The organism is Vibrio sp. OPT24 (assembly GCF_015163545.1).
GTDB lineage: Bacteria > Pseudomonadota > Gammaproteobacteria > Enterobacterales > Vibrionaceae > Vibrio > Vibrio cyclitrophicus.
Map to the genome: position 1 here is coordinate 14,943 of NZ_JADDYI010000044.1, position 21,401 is coordinate 36,343.

Consider the following 21,401-nt stretch of genomic DNA (forward strand, 5'->3'; position numbering starts at 1 on the left):
GTAAAAACGCATTAATTATCAGTGTACTCGATTAAGCTAGAGCCGTCGTTAAGCTTGTCGTATCTTCGTGTGACTCCTGTGATGTGAAGTTATTTGGGTGAATGCGTTTGCCATGATTGTCAAAAATATGCAGGTTGGATTTATCGATGCTTAGTCCGAGAGGGACGGCTTGGCACAGCGCCGTTTCGGGTGTCACAGCGATAAAGGGTTGTTCGTTCACAAGGCCATGAACCAATTGATTTGGCCCTAAAGGCTCAACCACGCTGATGCGTAATTCAAGCGGCAGCGCGTTCATGACTAAATCGGCACAAACCTCAGAGTGTTCTGGCCGAATACCAAGTGTGATGGATGTGTTTTTTACGTGGGCGTATTCGGGCAAGTACATTTGCTGGTCGCCAATTTCAAGGTAGCCGTCGTCGAGTGTTGCTGGTAAGAAATTCATCGCAGGGCTGCCAATGAAGCTTGCCACAAAGGTACTGGCTGGCTGGTGGTAGACCTCTCTTGGTGTACCGACTTGCTCTATTTGACCGTTGTTGAGTACCACAATTCTGTCAGCTAGTGTCATGGCTTCAACTTGATCATGAGTGACGTAAACACTGGTCACGCCAAGCTCGCGTTGCAGCTTTTTGATTTCTAACCTCATGTGAGCACGCAGTGAGGCATCTAGGTTAGATAAAGGTTCATCAAACAAGAACAGTTGAGGGTCGCGTACGATCGCTCGTCCCATGGCAACACGTTGACGTTGACCGCCTGACAATTTAGCGGGTTTACGATTGAGATATTCTTCGATTTTGAGTGTCTTGGCGACTTTCTCAATTTTCTCTTCAATTGTGTGTTGGCTGACACCTCGGTTTTTTAACCCATAAGCCAGATTTTTATACACTGTCATGTGTGGGTAGAGCGCATAATTCTGAAAAACCATTGCGATATCGCGCTTTGCTGGCTTCTCGGTATCGACTCGACGACCGGCTAAGTGAATCTCACCGCCAGAGATGCTTTCTAACCCAGCAATGGAGCGCAAAATAGAAGATTTACCACAGCCTGAAGGGCCAACTAACACGAGAAATTCACCTTTTTCGATATCAAGAGATACTCCTTTAACGGCACGGTGACCATTTTCGTAAGTCTTGACCAAGTTCTTGATACTCAACATGATTGGTGTCTTACGCGTCTGTCCGTTGTTTGTCTGGTGGTGACCAAGTATTTGATGACGAGTCGTCATTTGCGAGTCCTCTGTATTTTTGTGGATAGTTTGTTGAGAAGCTTTGTACTCATCTAGCGATTGAATATGGTTATCTTTCATTTGAGTTGTGTCGTTATTATTTTTCACTTTCTACTAGCCCTTTTACAAACCAACGCTGAAATACAACCACCACTAAAACGGGCGGTAACATGGCTAAAATGACCATGGCGAAAACATAGTCGTAGCGTGGTAAACTGGTTTCATTGATGTTGTTGAGTACTTGTTTGATACCCATCACGATGGTGTTGTAGCCTTCGTCGGTGGTCATCATGATTGGCCACAGATATTGGTTCCAACCCACCACAAACATGATGATGAAGATTGCGGCGATCATGGTTTTAGACAGTGGCAGTAAGATGTCGATCAAAAACCTAAATGGACCTGCGTTATCTAATTGTGCGGCTTCTAGCAATTCGTCGGGGATGGTTTTGAAGAACTGCCTAAAAAAGAACGTCGCGGTGGCTGACGCGATCAAAGGCAGAATTAAACCTGTGTAGCTATTAAGAAGCCCGAGCCCTGCAACAACTTCATAGGAAGGGATAATACGAACCTCTAATGGCAGTAACAGCGTCACGAAGATCAGCCAAAACCACGCCGTGGCGTAAGGGAGTCTAAAGTAGACCAAAGCAAACGCGGCCATCATCGAAATTAAGATCTTACCGATCGCAAAACCGAGCCCCATGATCATCGAGTTGGCGATCATTTTACTGGCGGTGACTTCGCCACTAAAGCCCATACTCTTGTTCCAAGCTTCGCTATAAATGGCGGTAAAGTTATCGCCTGGGAGCCATTGCAGGCCATCGCTGACAATGGTGTTTGGGTTATGCGTCGAACTGGCGAAGATTAGCCAGATAGGGACCAACATAAACAGCATCCCAGCAATTAAAATTAGGTGGTCAGAGACCTTATTACTTTTCATAAATAACTCCTGTCGCGTAATTCATTGCACGCTTGGCTTTCACTGGTGGTTGCTCTCTATTGCCGATAAGTAGCGCGATTGAAGGGTTAATAGTGAACACGCTTTTCTACAACGCGGAACTGGATAAAAGTCAGAGTGAGTACCAGTACTAAAAGCACTACAGATTGCGCTGAACTACCGCCCAAATCGGCACCAACAAAGCCGTCTCGATACACCTTGTAAACTAACGAAGTTGTACCGCCACCAGGACCGCCATTGGTCATGGTGTCGATCACGCCAAAGGTTTCAAAGAAGGAGTAGGTGAGGTTGATGACCAACAGAAAGAAGCCAGTAGGGGCCAGTAGTGGGAAAGTGATGGTCCAGAAACGTTTCGAGTCACTGGTACAATCCAGCATCGCTGCTTCTTTTACCGCGTAAGAGATCGATTGAAGTCCCGCCAGAAAGTAGATGAAATTCACCGAAACCTGTTTCCAAACCGACACTAAAATCAGAGCAAACGTGGCATCTATAGGATCGGTCTGAAAGCTAAAGTCCCAACCAATAACTGCAAATAACTCGGTAAACACGCCAATGTGTGGGTTAAACAAGAAAGCACCGATTACGCCTGCGATCGCAGGAGCAACGGCGTACACCCAAGTGAGAGTGACCTTGTAAGCCCCTTGTCCGTGAATGATATTGTCGGCTTTTGCGGCGAGCAGCAAAGCCAAGGCAAGCGATAGGAAAGAAACCACAATCGCGAACATCAGGGTAAAGCCAATTGAGCTGAGATACTCGCTCGATTCGAATAGCATTTGATAGTTTTCGAACCAAACGAATAGAGAAGATGTGCCCCAAGGATCTTCCAGCATAAAGGAGAGATAAACTGCCTTTGCCGCTGGGTAGATAAAGAAAACCGCAATGATGAGTATCTGAGGTGCTAAAAATAGGTAAGGCAGCGGAGAGTGAAAGAATTGTTGACGTCGTTCCACAGGGTAATCCCAAAAAGTTATTAAAAGTTGACCACTAGCTAGTGACAGTTATCACTAGCGCGATATCAAGGAATGCATCCAGTTGAGTTATCGTTGTTGGAGCAAGAAATGGCGCTAATGAATAATCTCCTCGCGCCTCGTCATGACTCTATTTATTCGAGGGTGCTGACAAGACGTGAGGAGTAATTTACTGCTTTGGTTAGTTAAGCTTCTAAACAGAAACTTCTGAGTTAATAAAGCAGCTTTAGCTAACGAGCCGACCTAATTCATCGTGCGAGCGAAGCGTTTTAGTAGCTTGCTGCTTTCATCTTCGACTTTGTCTAGGCTGTTCTCAACGCTAGAGCGGTCAGCGAAGATATTGTCGAACTCACGGTGCATCACTTCACGGATCTGCGGGTAATAACCTAAGCGGTAGCCCTTAGTCCATTCGCCCGATTTAAGGCTTAGCTGCTTAACACCCACTTCTGCGTCTGGTTGTTCTTTGTAGTAACCAGACTCTTTCGCTAGTTCATATGCAGCGGTTGTTACAGGTACATAGCCCGTGGTTTTGTGCCAGTAAACCTGTGTTTCAGGCTTAGTCAGGTAGTCAAAGAATGCAGCCACACCTTTGTCTTGTTGTTGGTCATGACCATTGAGTGCAAACAGAGCTGCACCACCAATGAAGGTTAAGCCAGCATTCGGGTTAACCGATTTCCAGTATGGAAGGTAAGTTGTGCCTAGCTCGAAAGGTACGCGGTTACGTAAACCACCGAATGAACCTGAAGAGCCCATCCACATTGCCACTTCTTGGCGCTCGAAAGGCGTTTGGTTCGCATCCCAATCGCTGCCGTAATACTTGTAGTAACCTAGATCTGACCACTCTTTCATCTTGCTGACGTGCATCATCATGTCTTTGGTGTTGAACATAATTTTAGTGGATAGGCCGTCGTAGCCGTTGTTCTGGTCTGAGACTGGTAGATTGTGGCGAGACTTAAAGTTCTCAAACATGATCCACGGCGTTAGAGATTGAGAGAACGCGATGTGCCCTTCTGCTTTCAACTTCTTGGCTACCACTTCTAACTCTTCATAAGTTTTAGGCGCTTTGGCACCTACTTCCGCAAGAAGGTCTTTGTTGTAGTAGAGAACTGGTGTCGAACTGTTGAAAGGCATACCAACCATCTTGCCTTGGTTGTCTGCATAGAAGTTACGAACGCCCGCCAGGTAATCATTCGAATTAAAGTTGTAGCCAGACTCAACCAGAATATCTTGTACGGGTTTGGCGACACCTTTAGCGTTCATGATGGTTGCAGCACCGGCATCGAATACTTGTAGAATGTTAGGAGCTTCGCCTGCTCGATATGCCGCGATACCCGCTGTTAAGGTCTCTGTGTATGAACCTTTATAGATTGGCGTGATCTTGTAATCATCTTGTGACGCATTAAAGTCAGTCGCAATCTTATTGACGGTTTCTCCAAGTTGGCCGCCCATTGCGTGCCACCAAGTGACTTGAGTCGTTGCGAACGCTGGCATTGCCGCTGTTGCGGAAAGAACGCCTGCCAAAATTAGCTTATTCATCTTCTTTTCCTTTTGGATGAAATCGATGTAGAGGTATTGAATTAGAGTATTAACGAGACGGTAGGGGTGTCGTTTGAAGCTATCTTGAACAAGCCATATTTCACTTACGTGGCTAAACCGTTTCAGTGATATGAAAGATTCGTTTCGATTTTATTTAAGAGTAAAGTTATTGATGGTTTTGATGTTGAACATGTTCGGTTTTTAAGACGTTTTATTGAACAACTGTTGTTCAATAAAAAAGCCTCTCGATGGAGAGGCTTAGAAGAAGGTTCGATGTGGATACAGTTTTAGTGCGCGATGTCCAATTGGTTGTCTTTCACACCGTTAATACGGAACCAACCGGCAATACTGAATCGCTCTGTGTTTGTCGGCAGTACCTCGTGTGGGAACTGTTCAGACAAGAACACAAATAAGCGGCCTGACTTTGGTGGAATGGTCGCGATGTGGTTGTCTTTTAGATCGTAAACCACGAGCTCACCAGCGTCTTCTTCTGTCCACTCATCATTCATGTAGAACACAGTAGTCAGGCGGCGGTTTTCATTGCCCTTGAAACAATCTAAGTGCTTCTGGTAGAAGTCGCCTTTTTCGTATTTAGCAAAGTGCGCTTCGTACTCGAACAGACCCAAAAAGAACGCTTGGTTTGCCGCTAAACGAATTTGTTCCATCTTGTCTAAAAACAGAGATGCTGGCTGACCCATATCACGGCGTACCCACTGAATTTTGTCACTACGAATCGTTGCTTCTCGTGCTACATCATCGTTACGGCCGATCCTAGCCTTTTTCCAGTTCTCTGGAATGCAATCCCTCAATGCCACCACTTCTTCGTGAGTTAAGAAGTCGTCCCAAACGAAATAACCTTGGGTAGAAAGAGCATCGATCAATTGGTTCATGTATAGCACTCAGACAATAAATTAGAGGCGCATATATAGTCCGAATAACTCGGGCTAACAAATCACATGTTTTGTTGTCACGACAAATAGATTCATAAGCTTTATCTGAAAGGTTGATAGAGCAAGGTTTCCGATAATGTGAGCATTCAATAATGATGAAAAACATCGGATTAAATTGATGATCATCTTTGAAATTTGGTCCCATTGCACTGAGTTGAATTGGATTTGAGTAATTTAGTGGTTACCAGTGGAAATGTTGATGCGAGCTATCTATCCGGTTTTAGATTATTGTTTTTAACAAAATGATCACAATTAAAGTTGGATTTGCTAATATATAGGTCTGACCAGTTGTTTTATCACAAGGAGTGGGTTTGCAGCTGCATACCATTAAAGGCTATATCCAAGACATGTATCTCGTAGAGTACCCTGACAGGTTGCTCTTGCTTGATGGTGCGTGTCGAGCCGACATCCCGCATTTGAAGGATTTCATCGAAACTGAGCTTGTGCGTGATTTTGCTGATTTGCATACGGTTGTGGTTACGCACATGCATCCAGACCACGCAGGAGCAGCGCACAAGCTCAGAAAGCTGACCAATTGTCATTTGGTTGCAGCAAACCGAGACAAGGATTGGTATTACGGCATTGATGGCATTTTGATGCATCTGACCGATCTGGCATTGGCACGATGGATGGCGAACCGATTGGGCAAGCCAAAAGCAAATTTGTGGTATTCAAGAAAGTTAAAGCCCGACTTCAAGTTGTCGGATGGTGATAGCATTCCGGGGTTTGATGACTGGTTAGTTCTAGAAACACCGGGTCACACTGACAGAGATCTTTCCGTCTATTGCCCATCACACAGTATTGCCTATGTGGCGGACTTAATGGTTGAGGTCAAAAAGAAGCTGATTCCGCCTTTCCCAATTTTTCATCCCAATAAGTATCGAGCGTCGGTGTCTCGTATCTATGACATGCAGGTCGACACCTTGCTGGTGGCGCATGGGGGACAAGTGAATTTGAGTGAGCAAGCATTTGAACATTTGTTGCTGAGTGCGCCAAGAAGGCCCGTGACACATTGGCGAGTGACTAAAATTAAACTCAAAGGTTTGGTTAAATCTGTTTGGCGATTTGGGTTTAACAATAAAAAAAATCGCCACAAATAATAAAGGCCAGTCTCAAAGACTGGCCTTTATTAGTGTGTGTTGTTGACTCACTATTTGAGCTGTGGAGCAGTTCAATTAGTGAGAAATTAGAAACTCACCTGCTGGGTCAACAATCACTTTGTCACTCATGCCTTGACGACCAAGCAGCATCATATAAGTCATATCCTGACGGTTGCTTAGCGTGATATCGATAGGCCATTCTTGACCACCGATTTTTAGCATGGTTTCAATCACACAACGGTGTTCAACTTCGCCGTTAGATGATTTGATTCTTTTACTTGCTTTCAGTTTCGCCTTGCAGCGTACGGTCTCTTCTAGGTGGTAAACATCTGGGTGAAGATCGAACTCAACGAAGTTTTCACCGTCTGTTTTTACACATAGTAGATTGTCTACGTGCAGAGAAGAGGTTTGAGCCCCTGTATCAACACGCGTATGTAGTCCAGTTATCCCTAACTCTGGTAAGCAAAGTGCTTCTGTATTCCCTATGATCATTTTATTGTTCATGTTTTTTCCAATCATGAGTAAACGGCGTTTAATCAGCCTTTGCCACGAGTACGGTTAGCGTTTGGTTTTGCATTTTTCTCGATGAATCCGAAAATCATATCTGCTACATCTTTGCCTGTCGCTTTCTCGATACCTTCTAGGCCTGGAGAAGAGTTCACTTCCATTACAACAGGGCCATTCTTAGATTGTAGAATATCGACACCACATAGGTTTAACCCCATGATTTTAGCTGCATTGATCGCTGTTGCGCGCTCTTCTTTGGTTAGTTTAACCAGTTGAGCTGTACCGCCACGGTGCAGGTTAGAGCGGAATTCACCCTCACCAGCTTGGCGCTTCATTGCTGCAATAACCTTGTTACCCACAACAAAACAACGGATGTCTGCGCCATTAGCTTCTTCAATGAACTCTTGAACCAATATGTTCGCTTTTAGGCCCATGAATGCTTCGATAACGCTTTCAGCTGCTTTGTTTGTTTCTGCTAGAACCACACCGATACCTTGAGTACCTTCAAGAAGCTTGATAACCAGTGGCGCGCCACCTACGTTTTTGATCAAGTCTTGAATCTTGTCTGGGCGGCTAGCGAAACCTGTTTTTGGTAAGCCAATACCTTTGCGAGACAACAATTGTAGTGAGCGCAGTTTGTCGCGAGAACGACTGATTGCTACTGACTCATTGATACAAAAAGTGCCCATCATTTCGAATTGGCGAACAACCGCAGTGCCATAAAAGGTAATGGAAGCGCCAATACGTGGAATAACAGCATCGTATTGAGGTAGCTCTTCACCCATGTAGCGAATCTTCGGATTGTTACTCGCGATATCTATATCACAGTGCAGCGTGTCGATAACATCGACCTGGTGACCACGTGCTTCTCCAGCCGCTTTTAAGCGAGAAGTAGAGTATAGATTTTCGTTGCGAGAAAGAATTGCGATACGCATGGCGTTTCCTTAGTTAATACCTGATTGGTAACTGCAAATAAATGAGTTGTTAGCTGAGCTTTCAGTTTTTCTGAGGCTCTTTGCTTGCTTCGGGGCGAACCTTAAGGCTTTTCGTTTAACTAGGAAAACGAATTAAATTTGTCGAGTCGACAACGGAAATTTATCGAATGTGTGAGCGATTGGTACAACTAGGTTGAGAGGGAGTTTGGAATGGAAAAGCGAGTTGAGACCTAACTCATATTGGGGGTAGGAGCCTATTAGGTTGTACTCAACTCGCGTTAACTCGGTGCTTAAAAGTGTACTAATAACGCCAGTTACATAGCTCTATAAGTGTTCGTAGTGCTTCTCTTTCGAGCTTGCTACAGGTGCTTTTTAGCTTATTAAGATAGTATTTTCTCATGATGATTACTTCTCTTGTATTAGGCTTTGGTAGGAACTCGTCGTTCCTTGTTGACCCATTAATTATGGTCACTTAATAGGAAGTAATAAACAGATGGATTTTTAATAAGTTGTTCCTGTTTTTGTCTTTTATCGCTACTTTTGAGCTGATGTGTTTTATAATGAGCTTAATCAGGAAGGGTTGTTTCTAAAAAGGTTCATTATTTGTCTGATCTAAACATGATGCGTTACTACACAAGGCTAGATTCGTTTGAGCCTAACCTCTCACACTCGGTTACCTTAACTGAGGTCGCAGACAAGCTGTTCACCAGCTTGCGCCATGCTCGCACCTTGTTAGGTAAGATGCATCAGGCTGAGTGGGTGGTGTGGGAACCAAAAGTCGGTAGGAATCAACGTTCTAATCTGACCTTGCGCTTTAGCAATCAAGAATTAAATCAACATGTTGCCAGTAAATTGATAGAGCAGGGCAAGTGTTCAGTTGTTTAGTGACTTGTAATGGCAAAGGGGAGTTGAAGCCTGAGTTGGCGCATCACTGGCAATATGATTCTGAAAAGCTCGTTTGGACTTTCTATCTGCGCCCAGGGCTTACTTTCCATGACGGACAGCCTGTGGATGCTAAGCAATTAGTTTCGATGTTTTCTGCGTTGCAAACCTTACCTTTCTATCAGACAGAACTTGCCCATGTCGCTTCAGTTTACAGTGAGCAGCCGTTAAGAATCAGCTTCCAACTGACCAAGGCCGATACTGGTTTTGCTGGCTTGCTTGCTGGCGTTAAGTATTCAATTCAACCTGCTGCGCAAGTGACCCGTGAGCCATCGCCATTCAATTCGGTATCTCATGCTGTTATTGGAACAGGGCCCTTCAAAGTGGTTGAGACCAATAATGAACGTATCAAACTCGCGGCATTTGAACATTATTATGGCTGTCGTTCTTTAACGGATGAGGTCACCATTTGGCAATTTGAAGAATCAATGTCGGGCAGTGCTCGTTTTGATGACAGCCAAATGCACGTATCGCCTTATGAAGATTCTTCTTGCTTTCATCAGTTAGGGAAAAGCGATGCGGAACTTGTTTCTGCAGACACAGACGGCCTTCGTAGCCGAGTCGAGGATGGGTGCTTATTTATCCTGTTCAATCAAAACTCTGGGGCAACTCCGCTTAATAATGAGCAGCGTAAATACCTTTCAGAACTGACCAACCCACAAGCGATCTTGTCTCAGTTGGAACATAACAAAGGTCTGTTTAGTGTCTCTTTGGCTCAAAATATACTGCCAAGTTGGCAGAAATTGTATCGAACGCCTTCGAAAGAGGCACAACTGCCGAAAAAGATGAGTATTGCGGTTTACGACTATTATGCGTTGTATCGATGTGCCCTCTGCGTTTCAGACATATTGAAGCGATATGGCGTGGAAGTTGAGGTGAACACCTACAGCTTTCGCGAACTGGCGCAGCTCTCTCAGAGTGGCGATTTAAAAGAAGACTTGGTGCTGTGTAACTTAAACCTCGATGACAATGCCCCGTCTTCGCTGTTTTCGTGGATGATGAACGATCCTGTTTTGCACTCTGCTTTAGGAGAGATGAACAGCGACTGGCTCAAGCAGCGTTTAGACCATCACAAAGCGTCGGTTGAACTGCCGAATTACTTGGCAGAGTTGGAGCCCGTTGCATCGACGCTGATCTCGGATTATTGGTTAGTGCCTATGTTCCATCACCTACAAACCGTGCGTTTCCAAGGTATTCTGAAGAATGTAGCCATCACGAACTGGGGTTGGCCAGATTTCAAGAATGTATGGTCTGCGGATTAATATTTCTAACTAAATAGATTCACTATTCTTTTCTAGCCGATCTCGGCAGGTCCACATATAGCCAAAATATAAGTTACACTAGCCGGTTTACTTTTTAGTTTTACTATGTAAACTAATCAGTGTAGTTTTGCGTTGGGATAGACCCAATGATTAAAGAGATACCAATGAAAAAATATCTATTACCGATTTTAGGAGTACTTGCCGTGGTCGCTATCGTAAGCACAGGTTCACAATCAAACGACAATCTAGATAAGCTTCCGAAGAAGTTTGTTAACAGTGAGTTGGAATACAAATCGGGTATGTCTGATATTTTTTCAATCTTGAAAGCTTACGTGACTGTGGAAAGAAATGAGCCGGTGCCACGAGCTGCATTGCCTCTGATACCGATGACAGCCGAGCAACTGATCGAAGAACAAGACGATGTTGCTTACCGCTTGGGTCACTCTAGCGTGATGATGAAACTGGATGGAAAACTAGTGATGACTGATCCTGTGTTTAGTGATCGCGCATCGCCAGTGCAATGGATGGGGCCAAAGCGCTTCCACCCAACACCAATCTCATTACAAGAACTGCCTGATATTGATGTGGTAGTGATCAGCCACGATCATTACGACCATTTAGACAAAGGTGCCGTAAAGGTATTAGCAGACAAAGTAGGGACATTTTTGGTGCCACTCAGAGTCGGTGCTCTACTAGAAAAGTGGGGCGTGGATAAAGCAAAGATCATTGAGTTGAACTGGTGGGAGTCAGCAACCGTTGCTGATATCGAGTTCACTTTGACGCCGACACAACATTTTTCTGGGCGTGGCTTACTTGATCGTGACCAAACATTGTGGGGGAGTTGGGTCATTAACGCTTCAGATAAGAAAGTCTTCTTTAGCGGTGACTCTGGTTACTTCAACGGCTTTAAAGAGATTGGTGAGCGTTTCGGACCGTTTGATTTAACCATGGTTGAAACGGGCGCGTATAATTCACTCTGGGCGGATATTCATATGTTCCCAGAGCAAAGCGTTCAAGCGCACATTGACCTTAAAGGTAAGGTGATGATGCCAATCCACAACAGCACGTTTGACCTTTCTATGCACGATTGGCAAGACCCAATGGAGCAAGCACTGACGATAAGCAAAGAGCGAGACGTGCAAATGGTGAGCCCTGTGATGGGTGAACGCCTAGTGATCGCAGAGCCAGTCCCCGTTCAAGCGTGGTGGAAACTAGCATCGAATTAGAGCTGTTACCTAATTAAAACGGTCATCTAAGTTAGAGGTAGCCCTACCGCTAATCTATATCAAATCAGCTCATACAAAAAATGCCACCGATCGTACGATTCGGTGGCGTTTTTTTCATCTTTCTAAAGATCGGCTTTGTTTCAAAGAGCCGATCTATTTCTAATCACTCATTCTCTAGATCAGTTTTCTAGATTGTGAGCCATCTTGCTCGCGATCTTTCGAAACTGTTCTAATTCATCGTCGGCCATGCCTTTGGTCATTCTCTGCAGCATCTCTCGGTCAATATTCGATACCTTACTCATGATCTCTTGACCCTTATCGGTCAGAACCAATAACTGGCTTCGCTTGTCTTCGGGATTAGGCGATTTCTTCACAAGTTCCTGACTGATCAACGCGTTAACGAGCCTAGTGACTTGCGCCTTATCGCGGTTTAGGAAGTGTGCAATATCAATAGAAGTACATGGAGACTTCTTGGTAATGATCTTCATTACACGAATATTCATTGGCGCGATGTCAGAGTCCAAACTCTCAATCTGTTCACTCATTTGACGTTTCAAAGAGTGTACCAAACGAAAGATGGATTCTAGCGATGTGTTATCAGACATAAACGATCCTTAGAAATCTAGTTGACAATATCAACTACTTTATTTATAGTTGACATTATCAACTTAATTGTTCGTAAATTCAAGACGGGAATATAGATATGACGATTCAAGCAACATTAACGCTAACTCTTCCTGAGCAAAAAGCCACGCCTGTATTGCACAAAGCTTTGGTCATGATGAGTTTAATGCTGACGATTGGCGGCAGTTTAACAGCGGTTATGACTTACATGAATGTCGGGTTTGGTGAGGAATTCATCAGCAATTGGCTATCATCGTTAGCGCTTGCTGTCGTGATTATGATGCCAATCGGCATGGTGATGATGACTTTGGTGACTAAAGTCACTGCTAAGGCGTTGCCCAATTACGGCGAGAAAGCTCGCAACCTAATCGTGGGATTGATTATGGCTTTTATCATGGAGTCCATCATGGCATTTGTAACAGCGGCAAATAATATTGGATTTTCGGATACATCGGCGTTTACCAGTGGATGGTTTAATGGATTTATTGCTGCGCTTCCTATTGGCCTTACGATCATGGTCGTGATGTCGATGACGGTTAAACCTAAGCTCGAACGATTCATGAAGAGCTAGCCAAAATACTTTTTAAGCATTGTAGGAGATCCACATGACAGCATTCACAGGCAAACACAATAACTACCGTATCACTATCGAAGAAGTGAACATCAAAGAAGATCGTGAACTGCAAACCATGCAGTTTGAAATTGAAGACAGAGAAAACATGTTCGCGATTGTTGAGAAGATCAAACAAGACAGCGGCTTAGACGAGCAATCAGCAACGCGACTAGGGGTGAGCATTCGATTACTCGGCCCAATGATGATGCAAGATAGAAAGCACCCTCTGTTTGTTGATTTCATGCCTCATTTCAGAAACTTCATGCAGAATCTGAAGAAGACGTTGAAAGGGCAGTAAAGCCTAATCATCAGTAATACATCGAAAAGCCAGTAACCAACTTACTGGCTTTTATGGTATTTAAATCAAAATGATTTCAGTTGTTTGCGTCTAGAATATGCGAAAATTGATGGCTTAATTTTCGGCGTTGCTTCGTTGTTGAATTGTCTATTCAAGCTTCAATAAATCCGATATTATACTGGTCATAAAACTAAAGGTGGTATTATATGACAAATGTATTTAAGCAAGCAGCTGAAGAATTGCTAAGTCGCCGCGTTGCGGGAACTAAAGCACCAAGATTAGACGAACAGTACCGTCCGAACAACTTGGAAGATGCCCTGAAGATCCAATCATCAATGATCGATCTCAAGAGCGACAAGGTCGGTGGTTGGAAGTGTTTACTTCCTCTGGCTGAAGACAAGTTTGTTGTTGCACCTATCTTTTCGGGTAGCGTTCAACAAGGCGAAGTTTGCGAACTGTTTGCAGACAACGACGTAGTGCGCGTTGAGCCTGAAATTGCATTTACGCTTGCTAAGAGCCTGCCTGCAAGCCAAGAAGGTTACAGCGAAGAGCAAATCAATGAAGCGATTGGTTCTTGCCATATGGCTCTTGAGTTAATGCAATCTCGCTTTGCTGATGACAGCGGTGCCGAGTTCTATGAAAGACTTGCTGACGGCCTAGTAAACCAAGGCTTGTTCATAGGCCCTGAGATTGATCGCGAAAAAGCGTTCACTTCTGCTGAGATCAGTATTGAAGTAACTCAAGGCGAGCAAGTTCAAGCATTCGACGGTAAGCATCCGAATACACTGCCACCAAGCCCTATCTACTGGCTGATTAACTACATGACTCGTCGTGGTGTTGATTTCCAAGCGGGTGAAGCAATCATCACGGGTTCTTACTGCGGTATCGTGGAGATGGGCTTCGATAAGCCAACGACCTTCCACTACGAAGGCATTGGTGAATACCAAGTGACGTTCCAACAAAAAAACTAAGTAAGAAAAAAGCTAAATGAGCAACAGCACTAAGCAGGCAAAAGCTAGCTTCTGTGTAAAAGCTATTTGTTCTCGAAAAGCTTTCTGTTCTCAAAAGGCTATTTACTGGTGAGTAAATAGCCTTTTCTATTATGTGATGTTCAATAGTGTGCCTATCACTTTGCATTAAATTGGGCGTTTAGACGTCTAGACGTTGACAAGTTCTAAGTGTGACATTAGTCTCTCTTCTCCCTGTTCTATTGCGTTGTCGTTCCATGTCTAATTCGAAAAATTCTAATGCTGTAATTGCACCTTCTGCAGTTGCACTTATCCCTCTGATTGTTTTCCTTTCGCTGTTTATTGGCGTAGGTACGTACTTGTCGTTGCAAGGCGTCGACTTTGCGTTCTATCAGCTTCCAGCTCCGATTGCGGCTTTGCCTGCGGTGATGTTGGCGCTGTTACTAAGCAAAGATAAATTGAACCGTGCTATCGAGCAATTCCTGAGTGGAGTCGGTCACAAAGACATTATTGCAATGTGTATGATCTACCTATTGGCGGGTGCTTTTGCGGCTGTGGCTAAAGCGTCTGGTGGCGTTGACGCGACTGTAAACCTTGGCCTATCTGCTATTCCAACTAGCATGATTCTGCCGGGTATCTTCCTTATTTCTGCTTTCATCGCAACAGCAATGGGCACTTCTATGGGTACCATCGCTGCGGTTGCACCTGTGGCGTTAGGCATTGCAGATTCAGCAGGCATGAGCATTCCACTGACAGCAGGTGTTGTTTTGAGTGGCGCGATGTTTGGTGACAACCTGTCTATCATCTCTGATACCACCATTGCCGCGACACGTTCGCAAGGCTGTGAGATGAGAGATAAGTTTAAAGAAAACATCCGCATTGCACTTCCAGCTGCTCTTATCGCGATTGTTATCTTTGCTTTCAACAGCACTGCAACTCAGGTTCCTGAAACAGGCCCAATCGAGTGGCTGAAAGTCCTTCCGTACATCACTATTTTGATTCTTGCTGTATCGGGTATGAATGTATTCGTTGTGCTGACGATTGGTATCTTGCTGGCGGGTGGCGTGAGCCTAGGTTCTGTTGAGAACTACGGTATGACGGATTACGCTCAAGATATCTACGCAGGCTTCGGCAACATGCAGGAGATCTTCTTACTGTCGATGCTGATTGGTGGTTTGAGTGAGCTAATGCGTCGCCAAGGTGGATTGGCGTTTCTGACTAACTTAGTGAGCGGTTTGATTCGTGCGTTTGGTTCTTCACACTCTAAGCAAGCCAATGGCCGTGCGAGTGAGCTCGGTATTGCTGGCTTGGTATCAATGGTGAACCTATGTACGGCAAACAATACGGTAGCGATTATTGTATCTGGCAGCGTGGCTCGCCAATTAGCTGAAGAAAATAACGTGTCTCCACGTCGCTCTGCCAGCTTATTGGATATCTTCTCTTGTGTGATTCAAGGCGTACTGCCTTATGGTGCGCAGGTGTTGCTATTAGGTTCAGTATTTAACTTGTCTCCCTTGGATATTGTGGCTAACTCTTACTACTGTTTTGCTCTTGCGATCGTGGCTGTGGTAGCTGTGTTTATCAAGCATCCAGCGCGCCAAGTAGCTAACGCTTAGTACCAACTTATCAAGCTTAGTCATCATTGATTTCGATAGAAGGCTCCGCAAGGAGCCTTTTTTGTGCCTGTTCCGAATGGGCAGACAATTAAGGCTTGATTTGAGGTTAAAGAAAACCGCCTGTGAATGAAGGCGGTTTTGAATTTAGTTAAAGCAGGTTCTCAAGTTCATTCGCGGACGCGACATTGGCATAGCCAAAGCTAAGAGCAGCCATAAATGCAGCGTGGACATGCGCTGCTGGCACGGTAATACCGTTGAATTCCATATCTAACGTTGTGCAAGCGTCGTGCGCTACATGGCACTCATAGCCTAAATCGGTAGCTGCGCGAGTTACAGCATCAATACACATGTGGCTCATTGCGCCGACAATGATCAGTTTTTCAATTCCTTTTGCCTTCAGTACTTCGTTCAGCTCTGTTTCTCTAAAGCTGTTGATCTGATGTTTTACAATCACAGGTTCACCTTCTTGAGGTGCGACACTGTTGTGGATTTGAGCACCGTTTGAGCCCGGTAGGAAGAAGGGCGCCTCATTGGTTGGGAACTCATGACGAACATGAACAATAGGAAGCTGTTTCTTTCTAAATACAGTGAGTAGTTGAGAGCCTTTTTGGGCTGCTTTTTCTGTCTCAGACAGCGCCCATTTCGCTCCCTCGTATGAAGGGAAGTAGTCATTTTGAATGTCGATAAGTAGTAGTGCAGTGTTCGTCATAGTCCATACCTTTGTATTTAGTGTATTGCGGTGTAGGAATATTATGAATACTCTGTATTTTTTATCGCACGTCAAAAATGACAGACTATATGGCAATAGTGACAAAATCAGTGATGGTCGAAATCATCGACTATCCAGGTTCTCTTCAGAGTGCAGTGTTCGGGGTGAAAGAGTTTCTTCAGATGGCAAATTCTCTTGAACCTTCGGCTGAGAAGACTCAATTCAACGTTCAGATCCAAGCGCATGACAGTGTTAGCGTATCGAACGCCGATATCATCATACTCCCACCGAATTTAGATGGTTGTTACTATCTAGAGCCGAGTGACGCCTTGCTTGAGTACCTGATTGAGTCTCACCAAAGGGGGGCGATCCTTTGCTCAGCTTGTGCAGGCGTGTTCATTTTGGCAAAAACAGGTTTGTTAGAAGGGCGAACCGTGACCACGCACTGGCAAGCGCAGCAGAAGTTTACGGAGCTTTACCCACATATCGCAGTCGATATCGACAAAATCTTGATTGATGATGCGGATGTGATGACCGCTGGTGGTTTGATGTCGTGGATGGATCTCGCTTTGTTTATCCTGACCAAATACACGACACCGACCAACACTCGTAATCTAGGTAAATATTTGGTGCTTGATACGGGGGTGAGAGAGCAACGTTACTATCAGAGCTTTGTGCCGAACTATGCTCACGGCAATGAAAAAATTGTGTCGGTGCAGCGTTTTATTCAAATGAACCATCACCTTTCGTTGTCTCTTGATCAATTGGCTGAAGAAGCGTTTATGACTCGAAGAACCTTTATTCGTCAATTTACCAAGGCGACCAGCTTTACGCCGATTAACTATATCCAACACGTACGTATTCAAAGTGCATGCGAGTTATTGGAAAGCTCTCATAAACCGGTTGAGCAGATCAGCTACCTAGTTGGTTATGAGGACGTAAATAGCTTCCGTAAGGTCTTTATGAAAATCATTGGCTTAACACCATCAAGATTTCGTTCTAGATTTCTCTCTGAGGAATGATTTTAATTAGTTACCATTCCTCAGGCTTATCGAATCATACTGTCAGTGATTATCTTGGAAGGACTTAATTCAGATTATTAGTCACGAACTCTTTGTTTCTGACCATTAGCCACATCAGGCCGCCTAACGTACCGACGGATAATTGAATAAAGCCTAGGTTTTCAATCAGTGAATCTGGGCGGATTGAAACTAACACCATGCCAAGCGAACCACAAATCATGCTGAAGAACTGTATCAGTGCGACGGCAGAGCCCGTGTCATGATCTTGTTGATTCAACATCAAGTTGGTACCCGGTACTCGCATGATGATCGCCATTAATGTCGCTGGTGCCGCGATGAACATGAAGAACCAAGGGGATAGGTCGCCAATGGTTAGAGTGAAGATTCCCGCAAGCGCTAATAAAGCAAAACATCCTGAGATGACCTTTTGAACCGGCATTCGGTAGGACAACTTCATGTAAATTGTTGGACCAAATGAGGCGCACAATGCATTGAATGCGAACGCGTAACTAAACTGTTGTTCGGTCAATCCAAAGTGATCGATGTAGATATAAGAACCCGCCGCAAGAAAGCCCATCAACGCCATCGGTATGATAGAGAAAATGACCAGCAGCTTGACGAACGAGCGGTTTTTCATGACCACGCCCATTCTTCCCCATGAGCGGAATATGGAACCTTGGTATTTGTTTTCGAGTGTTTCTTGGTAGCAGCAAGCTAATACTGACGCAAATGCACCAAAAATGGCGAGCGTGACAAACATCATTCGCCAAGAAGCAATTTTCAGTAAAAAGGCTCCAAACACAGGCGCAACCATTGGTGCGATGATCACCAGTGACATGATAGTCGCCATGATCTTTTCACGTTCTCGGCCGTCATAAAGATCTTTTACAATGGCAGTCGCGATAACGGTGATGGCACTGCCCGCAAAGGCTTGGAATACACGAGCACCAATCAACTGTTCGATGCTATTGGTCATCGCGCACAATATGCTCGCGACCATATAGCCCGCTAATCCAATCAATAGGATCGGCTTACGGCCAAATTTTTCGCTGAGCGGCCCCCAGAACAAAAGACCGATGGCGTAAGTAACGAAGTAGCTGCTCAGGGTTAGGTTGACCATGGATCGATCAGTATTAAACACCTCGACCATCTGCGGAAGCGCAGGTAAGTAAAGGTCGATAGTCAATGGAGGGAAAGCACTTATTATGACGAGAAAAAATAGCATACCGGTCTTTCCCAGTACTGGTTGTGGTCTCTTCAAGGTGGCTCTCCGTTGTCCAAGGTAGGTTTCTAATTGATGTGATATTGATATACAGAAGGCTAAGGCACGTCAGACAAGAAGGATAGAGTCGTTCAAGAATATGGTGAAAGTATCGATGAACTTATTTCTATGAGTTCGAATCTACGAAGTCGGTCTGCGAACTGAATTGTATTACAAAACATTATTACTTTTATAGCTAACGAGTTCAATCAGTTAGTAGCAGGGTGGCTTGTGATCGCCAACGACACATTGTAATGATTATCGACTTGGCTTGTTATCTTTTCTTTGGGCGTTTTTCGACTAAACCGTTACGCTCTAAACCACGTCGAACGCTGCTGCAAAGCTTACCAAAGCGGCGCAGTTCCTCGAAGTTGGGGCCTTGGCCAATGGAAATACTGTGCTCCCAATACATTAACTCACTGTCGACCATCTCTAGTAGTTTCTTAGAGCAACCCGAGCAGTTTCCTTTTGGCCCACAGATAAACGTCTCCGATTCGTAAAGTGGGAGTTCGTTTTTAACTTCTTCAATTAAGCTTAGCATTGCCAAATTTAGATTAGGCTTTTTGGTTGCTAGTGGTTTCAAGCTTGGTGCTTGCGCAGTTATCAAAGAAGAAGTTTGTGTGTTGTGGTGCAAATTCAAAGCAGCTGATGACATATCAAAGGCCTCAAGGAGAGAAGAAGGTGGGCATGCTACTCTTCACAACAAAGTGAATCTTGATGTAGTGCAATAAGCGTGGAGATATACCCAAAAGAGCTAGGAGCCACAAGCGGTGTGACTCATGTTTTAAAGCTCGGTACTAATGAGAGGTTTAAAACTCAGCGTCGAACTGGAACTCCATCCACTCTTTGGTGACTGGGTGGTGTAGCGCAAGTCTTTCTGCGTGTAGGTGCAGTCGGTCAGCTTTATTGCCATATAGGCCATCACCCACGATAGGCATGTTAAGCCCTTCTTGGTGTGAACAGTGAACACGTAATTGGTGTGTGCGGCCAGTTTTCGGGTGCAGATAAACCTTAGTGGTGTCTTGGTTTCGCTCAATCACTTCCCACTTAGTTTCAGCTGGCTTGCCGTGTTCGAAGCATACAATCTGACGAGGACGGTCATACAAGTCACCACGCAATGGCAGTCGAATATAGCCTTCATCTTGGCCTAGCACACCTTCAATCATTGCGACATATCGCTTCTCAACTTCACGAGTAATGAACTGCTTCTGTAAGCTTTTGTTCGCACGTCGTGTTAAAGCAAATATCAGAATGCCAGAGGTCGCCATGTCCAAGCGGTGGATAACAAATGGCCCTTCAACATCGGGATGCATTTCTTGAACGCGTGTGTAGGCGGAATCTTTAATGTTTTTACCCGGTACGGACAGAAAACCTGCTGGTTTGTGTACTACAACGATGTGTTCATCTTGGAACAGGATATCGAGGTCTTTTCCTTCTGCTGGGTTATCTAGCAATGGGTTGGGGTCGACTTCCAGACCTTTCATCATGTGGCCTAAAATCGGTACACATTTGCTTTGGCAAGAGGCGTAGTATTTCTTGTGTTTGCGAATTTCAGATTTTGGTGAACGGCCCCACCAAAACTCAGCCAGTGCCAGCGGTGTATATCCGTTCAAATACGCATATTGCAGAAGTTTTGGCGCCGCGCATTCACCAGAACCGGCTGGTGGAATCTTGTTTGGTGTATTTTCAAAGATCTGGTTAAGGTCTTCGACATTGCCTTCCGCATTTTGGAAAGCGTATTGTGAAAACAACTTGTGTTGGAGCTGATGAGAGATGCGTGCTCTTTGCTCTTTGAGTTCCGCTATTTGAGTCGTAAATACGTCAACTTTACCTTGAAGCTCATTCAGAGTTTGTTCCCAGTTGAGTTTAAGGTACTTCTGCTGATTCTTGTTGGCAACACTGGCTTTGTTTAGTTCGTCATTTAGCTCTTCGAAAGCTTGCTCATCAAGGTTTTCTTTGCCTTTTTCACGTTGTTCTTTACGTATTTTTCGGCCTTCTATAATCAATAGACGCTGGGCTTCAATCTCTTGCTCTGCCTTTGCTTTCTGTTGTGCTAATTGTTCACACAGTTCAACGTAATCAGCGTTTGCTTGCAGCGCTTTAAATTTCGCATTAACAGCCATCATGTCGGCCGTGTCTTGATGGAAAAAACTGTCGCTGCTGAGCATGTCGAAGACTGGCGGTACAAAGTGAGGTAATAAGTTTTGATCAGCGATTTTACCAGAGAAAGCAGAGAAGTAACCCAATTCACCTTCTGGACTTCTTACTAACAACACACCAAACATTTTGCCGCGACCAGCGTCAGAATCCAGTCCGAAGTCATGCTGCCAGTCGGTTTGAGTTTCTAGATATTGTTGAAGCTGATGAGAAGCGATTTCACACAGTGCGTGTGGTTCATAATAGAACGGGAAGGTGAAACGCTCAGGCAACGAATATGACTCGATCGGCTGTTGAAAGCGAGTGAAGCAATGCTCAGGTGTGTGGCTGTTTTCTGAGTCGTGCGTTGGTTTGGATGAGTGCATATTGTCGTCTTACTACTTATATCTTGGTGATAAATGGTTGTGAGTCTACTGTGTATGTTTAAAGGCTTTAAACACAGTACAAGGCGGCGATTCTACTCTTTATCGAAAAGCGCCTCAAATAAGAAATGGTTCTATTACTGGATAGCTAAGCGAGATGGTTAA

General features: G+C 44.6%; 19 protein-coding genes and 1 pseudogene. 8 read left to right on the top strand and 12 right to left on the bottom strand.

The genetic code is table 11. From position 1 onward, the window contains the following. Positions 1-31: 31 nt before the first annotated feature. The 5 genes from ugpC to IQO02_RS08665 form a co-directional block, all read right to left on the bottom strand. Positions 32-1,330, bottom strand: coding sequence for a sn-glycerol-3-phosphate ABC transporter ATP-binding protein UgpC (ugpC, locus tag IQO02_RS08645; protein WP_010428437.1), 1,299 nt, complete (start codon positions 1,328-1,330; stop codon positions 32-34). Then, the gene (gene ugpE, locus IQO02_RS08650) at positions 1,320-2,162 is read right to left on the bottom strand and encodes a sn-glycerol-3-phosphate ABC transporter permease UgpE (RefSeq protein WP_010428440.1); all 843 of its coding nucleotides are present in this window, start codon (positions 2,160-2,162) and stop codon (positions 1,320-1,322) included. Before ugpE ends, ugpC begins: the two co-directional genes overlap by 11 nt. 86 nt (positions 2,163-2,248) lie before the next feature. Beyond that, positions 2,249-3,130: an ABC transporter permease subunit gene (locus IQO02_RS08655; protein ID WP_010428443.1), complete on the bottom strand. Its 882-nt coding sequence runs from the start codon at positions 3,128-3,130 to the stop codon at positions 2,249-2,251. Positions 3,131-3,391: 261 nt separating this feature from the next. Further along, positions 3,392-4,684, bottom strand: a complete 1,293-nt coding sequence (locus IQO02_RS08660) for an extracellular solute-binding protein (protein WP_102282577.1) — start codon at positions 4,682-4,684, stop codon at positions 3,392-3,394. A gap of 287 nt (positions 4,685-4,971) precedes the next feature. Further along, complete coding sequence (locus IQO02_RS08665; RefSeq protein ID WP_016788870.1) at positions 4,972-5,574, bottom strand: 2OG-Fe(II) oxygenase; 603 nt, start codon at positions 5,572-5,574, stop codon at positions 4,972-4,974. Positions 5,575-5,945: 371 nt separating this feature from the next. Here IQO02_RS08665 and IQO02_RS08670 point away from each other — a divergent pair, with 371 nt between their 5' ends. Then, complete coding sequence (locus IQO02_RS08670) at positions 5,946-6,734, top strand: MBL fold metallo-hydrolase (protein WP_016784160.1); 789 nt, start codon at positions 5,946-5,948, stop codon at positions 6,732-6,734. Between the two features lie 75 nt (positions 6,735-6,809). On the opposite strand, the gene IQO02_RS08675 is transcribed toward IQO02_RS08670, so the two are convergent. Together IQO02_RS08675 and rimK are read right to left on the bottom strand one after the other, a co-directional pair. Beyond that, complete coding sequence (locus tag IQO02_RS08675) at positions 6,810-7,238, bottom strand: ATP-dependent zinc protease (RefSeq protein WP_010428454.1); 429 nt, start codon at positions 7,236-7,238, stop codon at positions 6,810-6,812. Between the two features lie 32 nt (positions 7,239-7,270). Beyond that, positions 7,271-8,176, bottom strand: a complete 906-nt coding sequence (gene rimK / locus IQO02_RS08680; protein WP_010428457.1) for a 30S ribosomal protein S6--L-glutamate ligase — start codon at positions 8,174-8,176, stop codon at positions 7,271-7,273. A gap of 603 nt (positions 8,177-8,779) precedes the next feature. Here rimK and IQO02_RS08685 point away from each other — a divergent pair. Together IQO02_RS08685 and IQO02_RS08690 are read left to right on the top strand one after the other, a co-directional pair. Next, positions 8,780-10,380: pseudogene (locus IQO02_RS08685) on the top strand (ABC transporter substrate-binding protein). 164 nt (positions 10,381-10,544) lie between these two features. After that, the gene (locus IQO02_RS08690) at positions 10,545-11,606 is read left to right on the top strand and encodes an MBL fold metallo-hydrolase (protein WP_010428470.1); all 1,062 of its coding nucleotides are present in this window, start codon (positions 10,545-10,547) and stop codon (positions 11,604-11,606) included. 179 nt (positions 11,607-11,785) lie between these two features. Here the strand turns inward: IQO02_RS08690 and IQO02_RS08695 are convergent, their stop codons facing one another. Further along, positions 11,786-12,211, bottom strand: coding sequence for a MarR family winged helix-turn-helix transcriptional regulator (locus tag IQO02_RS08695; RefSeq protein ID WP_010428472.1), 426 nt, complete (start codon positions 12,209-12,211; stop codon positions 11,786-11,788). Positions 12,212-12,309: 98 nt separating this feature from the next. On the opposite strand from IQO02_RS08695, the gene IQO02_RS08700 reads away from it, so the two are divergent. From IQO02_RS08700 to IQO02_RS08715, 4 genes are all read left to right on the top strand, one after another. Next, positions 12,310-12,801 (top strand): DUF2798 domain-containing protein, encoded by a 492-nt coding sequence (locus tag IQO02_RS08700; protein WP_010428474.1) that lies wholly within the window; start codon positions 12,310-12,312, stop codon positions 12,799-12,801. 34 nt (positions 12,802-12,835) lie between these two features. After that, positions 12,836-13,141, top strand: coding sequence for a DUF3861 domain-containing protein (locus tag IQO02_RS08705; protein ID WP_010428476.1), 306 nt, complete (start codon positions 12,836-12,838; stop codon positions 13,139-13,141). 206 nt (positions 13,142-13,347) lie between these two features. Continuing rightward, positions 13,348-14,112, top strand: coding sequence for a hydratase (locus IQO02_RS08710; protein WP_010428477.1), 765 nt, complete (start codon positions 13,348-13,350; stop codon positions 14,110-14,112). Positions 14,113-14,366: 254 nt separating this feature from the next. Then, positions 14,367-15,725, top strand: a complete 1,359-nt coding sequence (locus IQO02_RS08715; RefSeq protein WP_016793576.1) for a Na+/H+ antiporter NhaC family protein — start codon at positions 14,367-14,369, stop codon at positions 15,723-15,725. Positions 15,726-15,873: 148 nt separating this feature from the next. On the opposite strand, the gene IQO02_RS08720 is transcribed toward IQO02_RS08715, so the two are convergent. Further along, positions 15,874-16,434: a cysteine hydrolase family protein gene (locus tag IQO02_RS08720; protein ID WP_010428481.1), complete on the bottom strand. Its 561-nt coding sequence runs from the start codon at positions 16,432-16,434 to the stop codon at positions 15,874-15,876. A gap of 89 nt (positions 16,435-16,523) precedes the next feature. On the opposite strand from IQO02_RS08720, the gene IQO02_RS08725 reads away from it, so the two are divergent. Continuing rightward, positions 16,524-17,456 (top strand): GlxA family transcriptional regulator, encoded by a 933-nt coding sequence (locus tag IQO02_RS08725; protein ID WP_010428484.1) that lies wholly within the window; start codon positions 16,524-16,526, stop codon positions 17,454-17,456. Between the two features lie 64 nt (positions 17,457-17,520). On the opposite strand, the gene IQO02_RS08730 is transcribed toward IQO02_RS08725, so the two are convergent. The 3 genes from IQO02_RS08730 to IQO02_RS08740 all read right to left on the bottom strand — a co-directional run bounded on the left by IQO02_RS08730 (position 17,521) and on the right by IQO02_RS08740 (position 21,239). Then, on the bottom strand, positions 17,521-18,681 hold the full coding sequence (locus IQO02_RS08730) for a multidrug effflux MFS transporter (RefSeq protein ID WP_016799633.1): 1,161 nt from the start codon (positions 18,679-18,681) through the stop codon (positions 17,521-17,523). A 310-nt stretch (positions 18,682-18,991) separates the two neighbouring features. Then, on the bottom strand, positions 18,992-19,372 hold the full coding sequence (locus tag IQO02_RS08735; protein ID WP_004729929.1) for a hypothetical protein: 381 nt from the start codon (positions 19,370-19,372) through the stop codon (positions 18,992-18,994). A gap of 154 nt (positions 19,373-19,526) precedes the next feature. Next, positions 19,527-21,239: an RluA family pseudouridine synthase gene (locus tag IQO02_RS08740; RefSeq protein WP_016799634.1), complete on the bottom strand. Its 1,713-nt coding sequence runs from the start codon at positions 21,237-21,239 to the stop codon at positions 19,527-19,529. Between the last annotated feature and the right edge of the window lie 162 nt (positions 21,240-21,401).

Excerpts from the sequence above, each read along its gene's own strand:
- IQO02_RS08695 (WP_010428472.1), bottom strand. The coding sequence starts at position 12,211 with ATGTCTGATAACACATCGCTAGAATCCATCTTTCGTTTGGTACACTCT.
- IQO02_RS08705 (WP_010428476.1), top strand. The coding sequence starts at position 12,836 with ATGACAGCATTCACAGGCAAACACAATAACTACCGTATCACTATCGAA.
- rimK (WP_010428457.1), bottom strand. The coding sequence starts at position 8,176 with ATGCGTATCGCAATTCTTTCTCGCAACGAAAATCTATACTCTACTTCT.
- IQO02_RS08665 (WP_016788870.1), bottom strand. The coding sequence starts at position 5,574 with ATGAACCAATTGATCGATGCTCTTTCTACCCAAGGTTATTTCGTTTGG.
- IQO02_RS08735 (WP_004729929.1), bottom strand. The coding sequence starts at position 19,372 with ATGTCATCAGCTGCTTTGAATTTGCACCACAACACACAAACTTCTTCT.
- IQO02_RS08675 (WP_010428454.1), bottom strand. The coding sequence starts at position 7,238 with ATGAACAATAAAATGATCATAGGGAATACAGAAGCACTTTGCTTACCA.
- IQO02_RS08740 (WP_016799634.1), bottom strand. The coding sequence starts at position 21,239 with ATGCACTCATCCAAACCAACGCACGACTCAGAAAACAGCCACACACCT.
- IQO02_RS08730 (WP_016799633.1), bottom strand. The coding sequence starts at position 18,681 with ATGCTATTTTTTCTCGTCATAATAAGTGCTTTCCCTCCATTGACTATC.
- IQO02_RS08690 (WP_010428470.1), top strand. The coding sequence starts at position 10,545 with ATGAAAAAATATCTATTACCGATTTTAGGAGTACTTGCCGTGGTCGCT.
- IQO02_RS08725 (WP_010428484.1), top strand. The coding sequence starts at position 16,524 with ATGGCAATAGTGACAAAATCAGTGATGGTCGAAATCATCGACTATCCA.
- IQO02_RS08720 (WP_010428481.1), bottom strand. The coding sequence starts at position 16,434 with ATGACGAACACTGCACTACTACTTATCGACATTCAAAATGACTACTTC.
- IQO02_RS08660 (WP_102282577.1), bottom strand. The coding sequence starts at position 4,684 with ATGAATAAGCTAATTTTGGCAGGCGTTCTTTCCGCAACAGCGGCAATG.
- IQO02_RS08710 (WP_010428477.1), top strand. The coding sequence starts at position 13,348 with ATGACAAATGTATTTAAGCAAGCAGCTGAAGAATTGCTAAGTCGCCGC.
- ugpE (WP_010428440.1), bottom strand. The coding sequence starts at position 2,162 with ATGAAAAGTAATAAGGTCTCTGACCACCTAATTTTAATTGCTGGGATG.
- IQO02_RS08715 (WP_016793576.1), top strand. The coding sequence starts at position 14,367 with ATGTCTAATTCGAAAAATTCTAATGCTGTAATTGCACCTTCTGCAGTT.
- IQO02_RS08700 (WP_010428474.1), top strand. The coding sequence starts at position 12,310 with ATGACGATTCAAGCAACATTAACGCTAACTCTTCCTGAGCAAAAAGCC.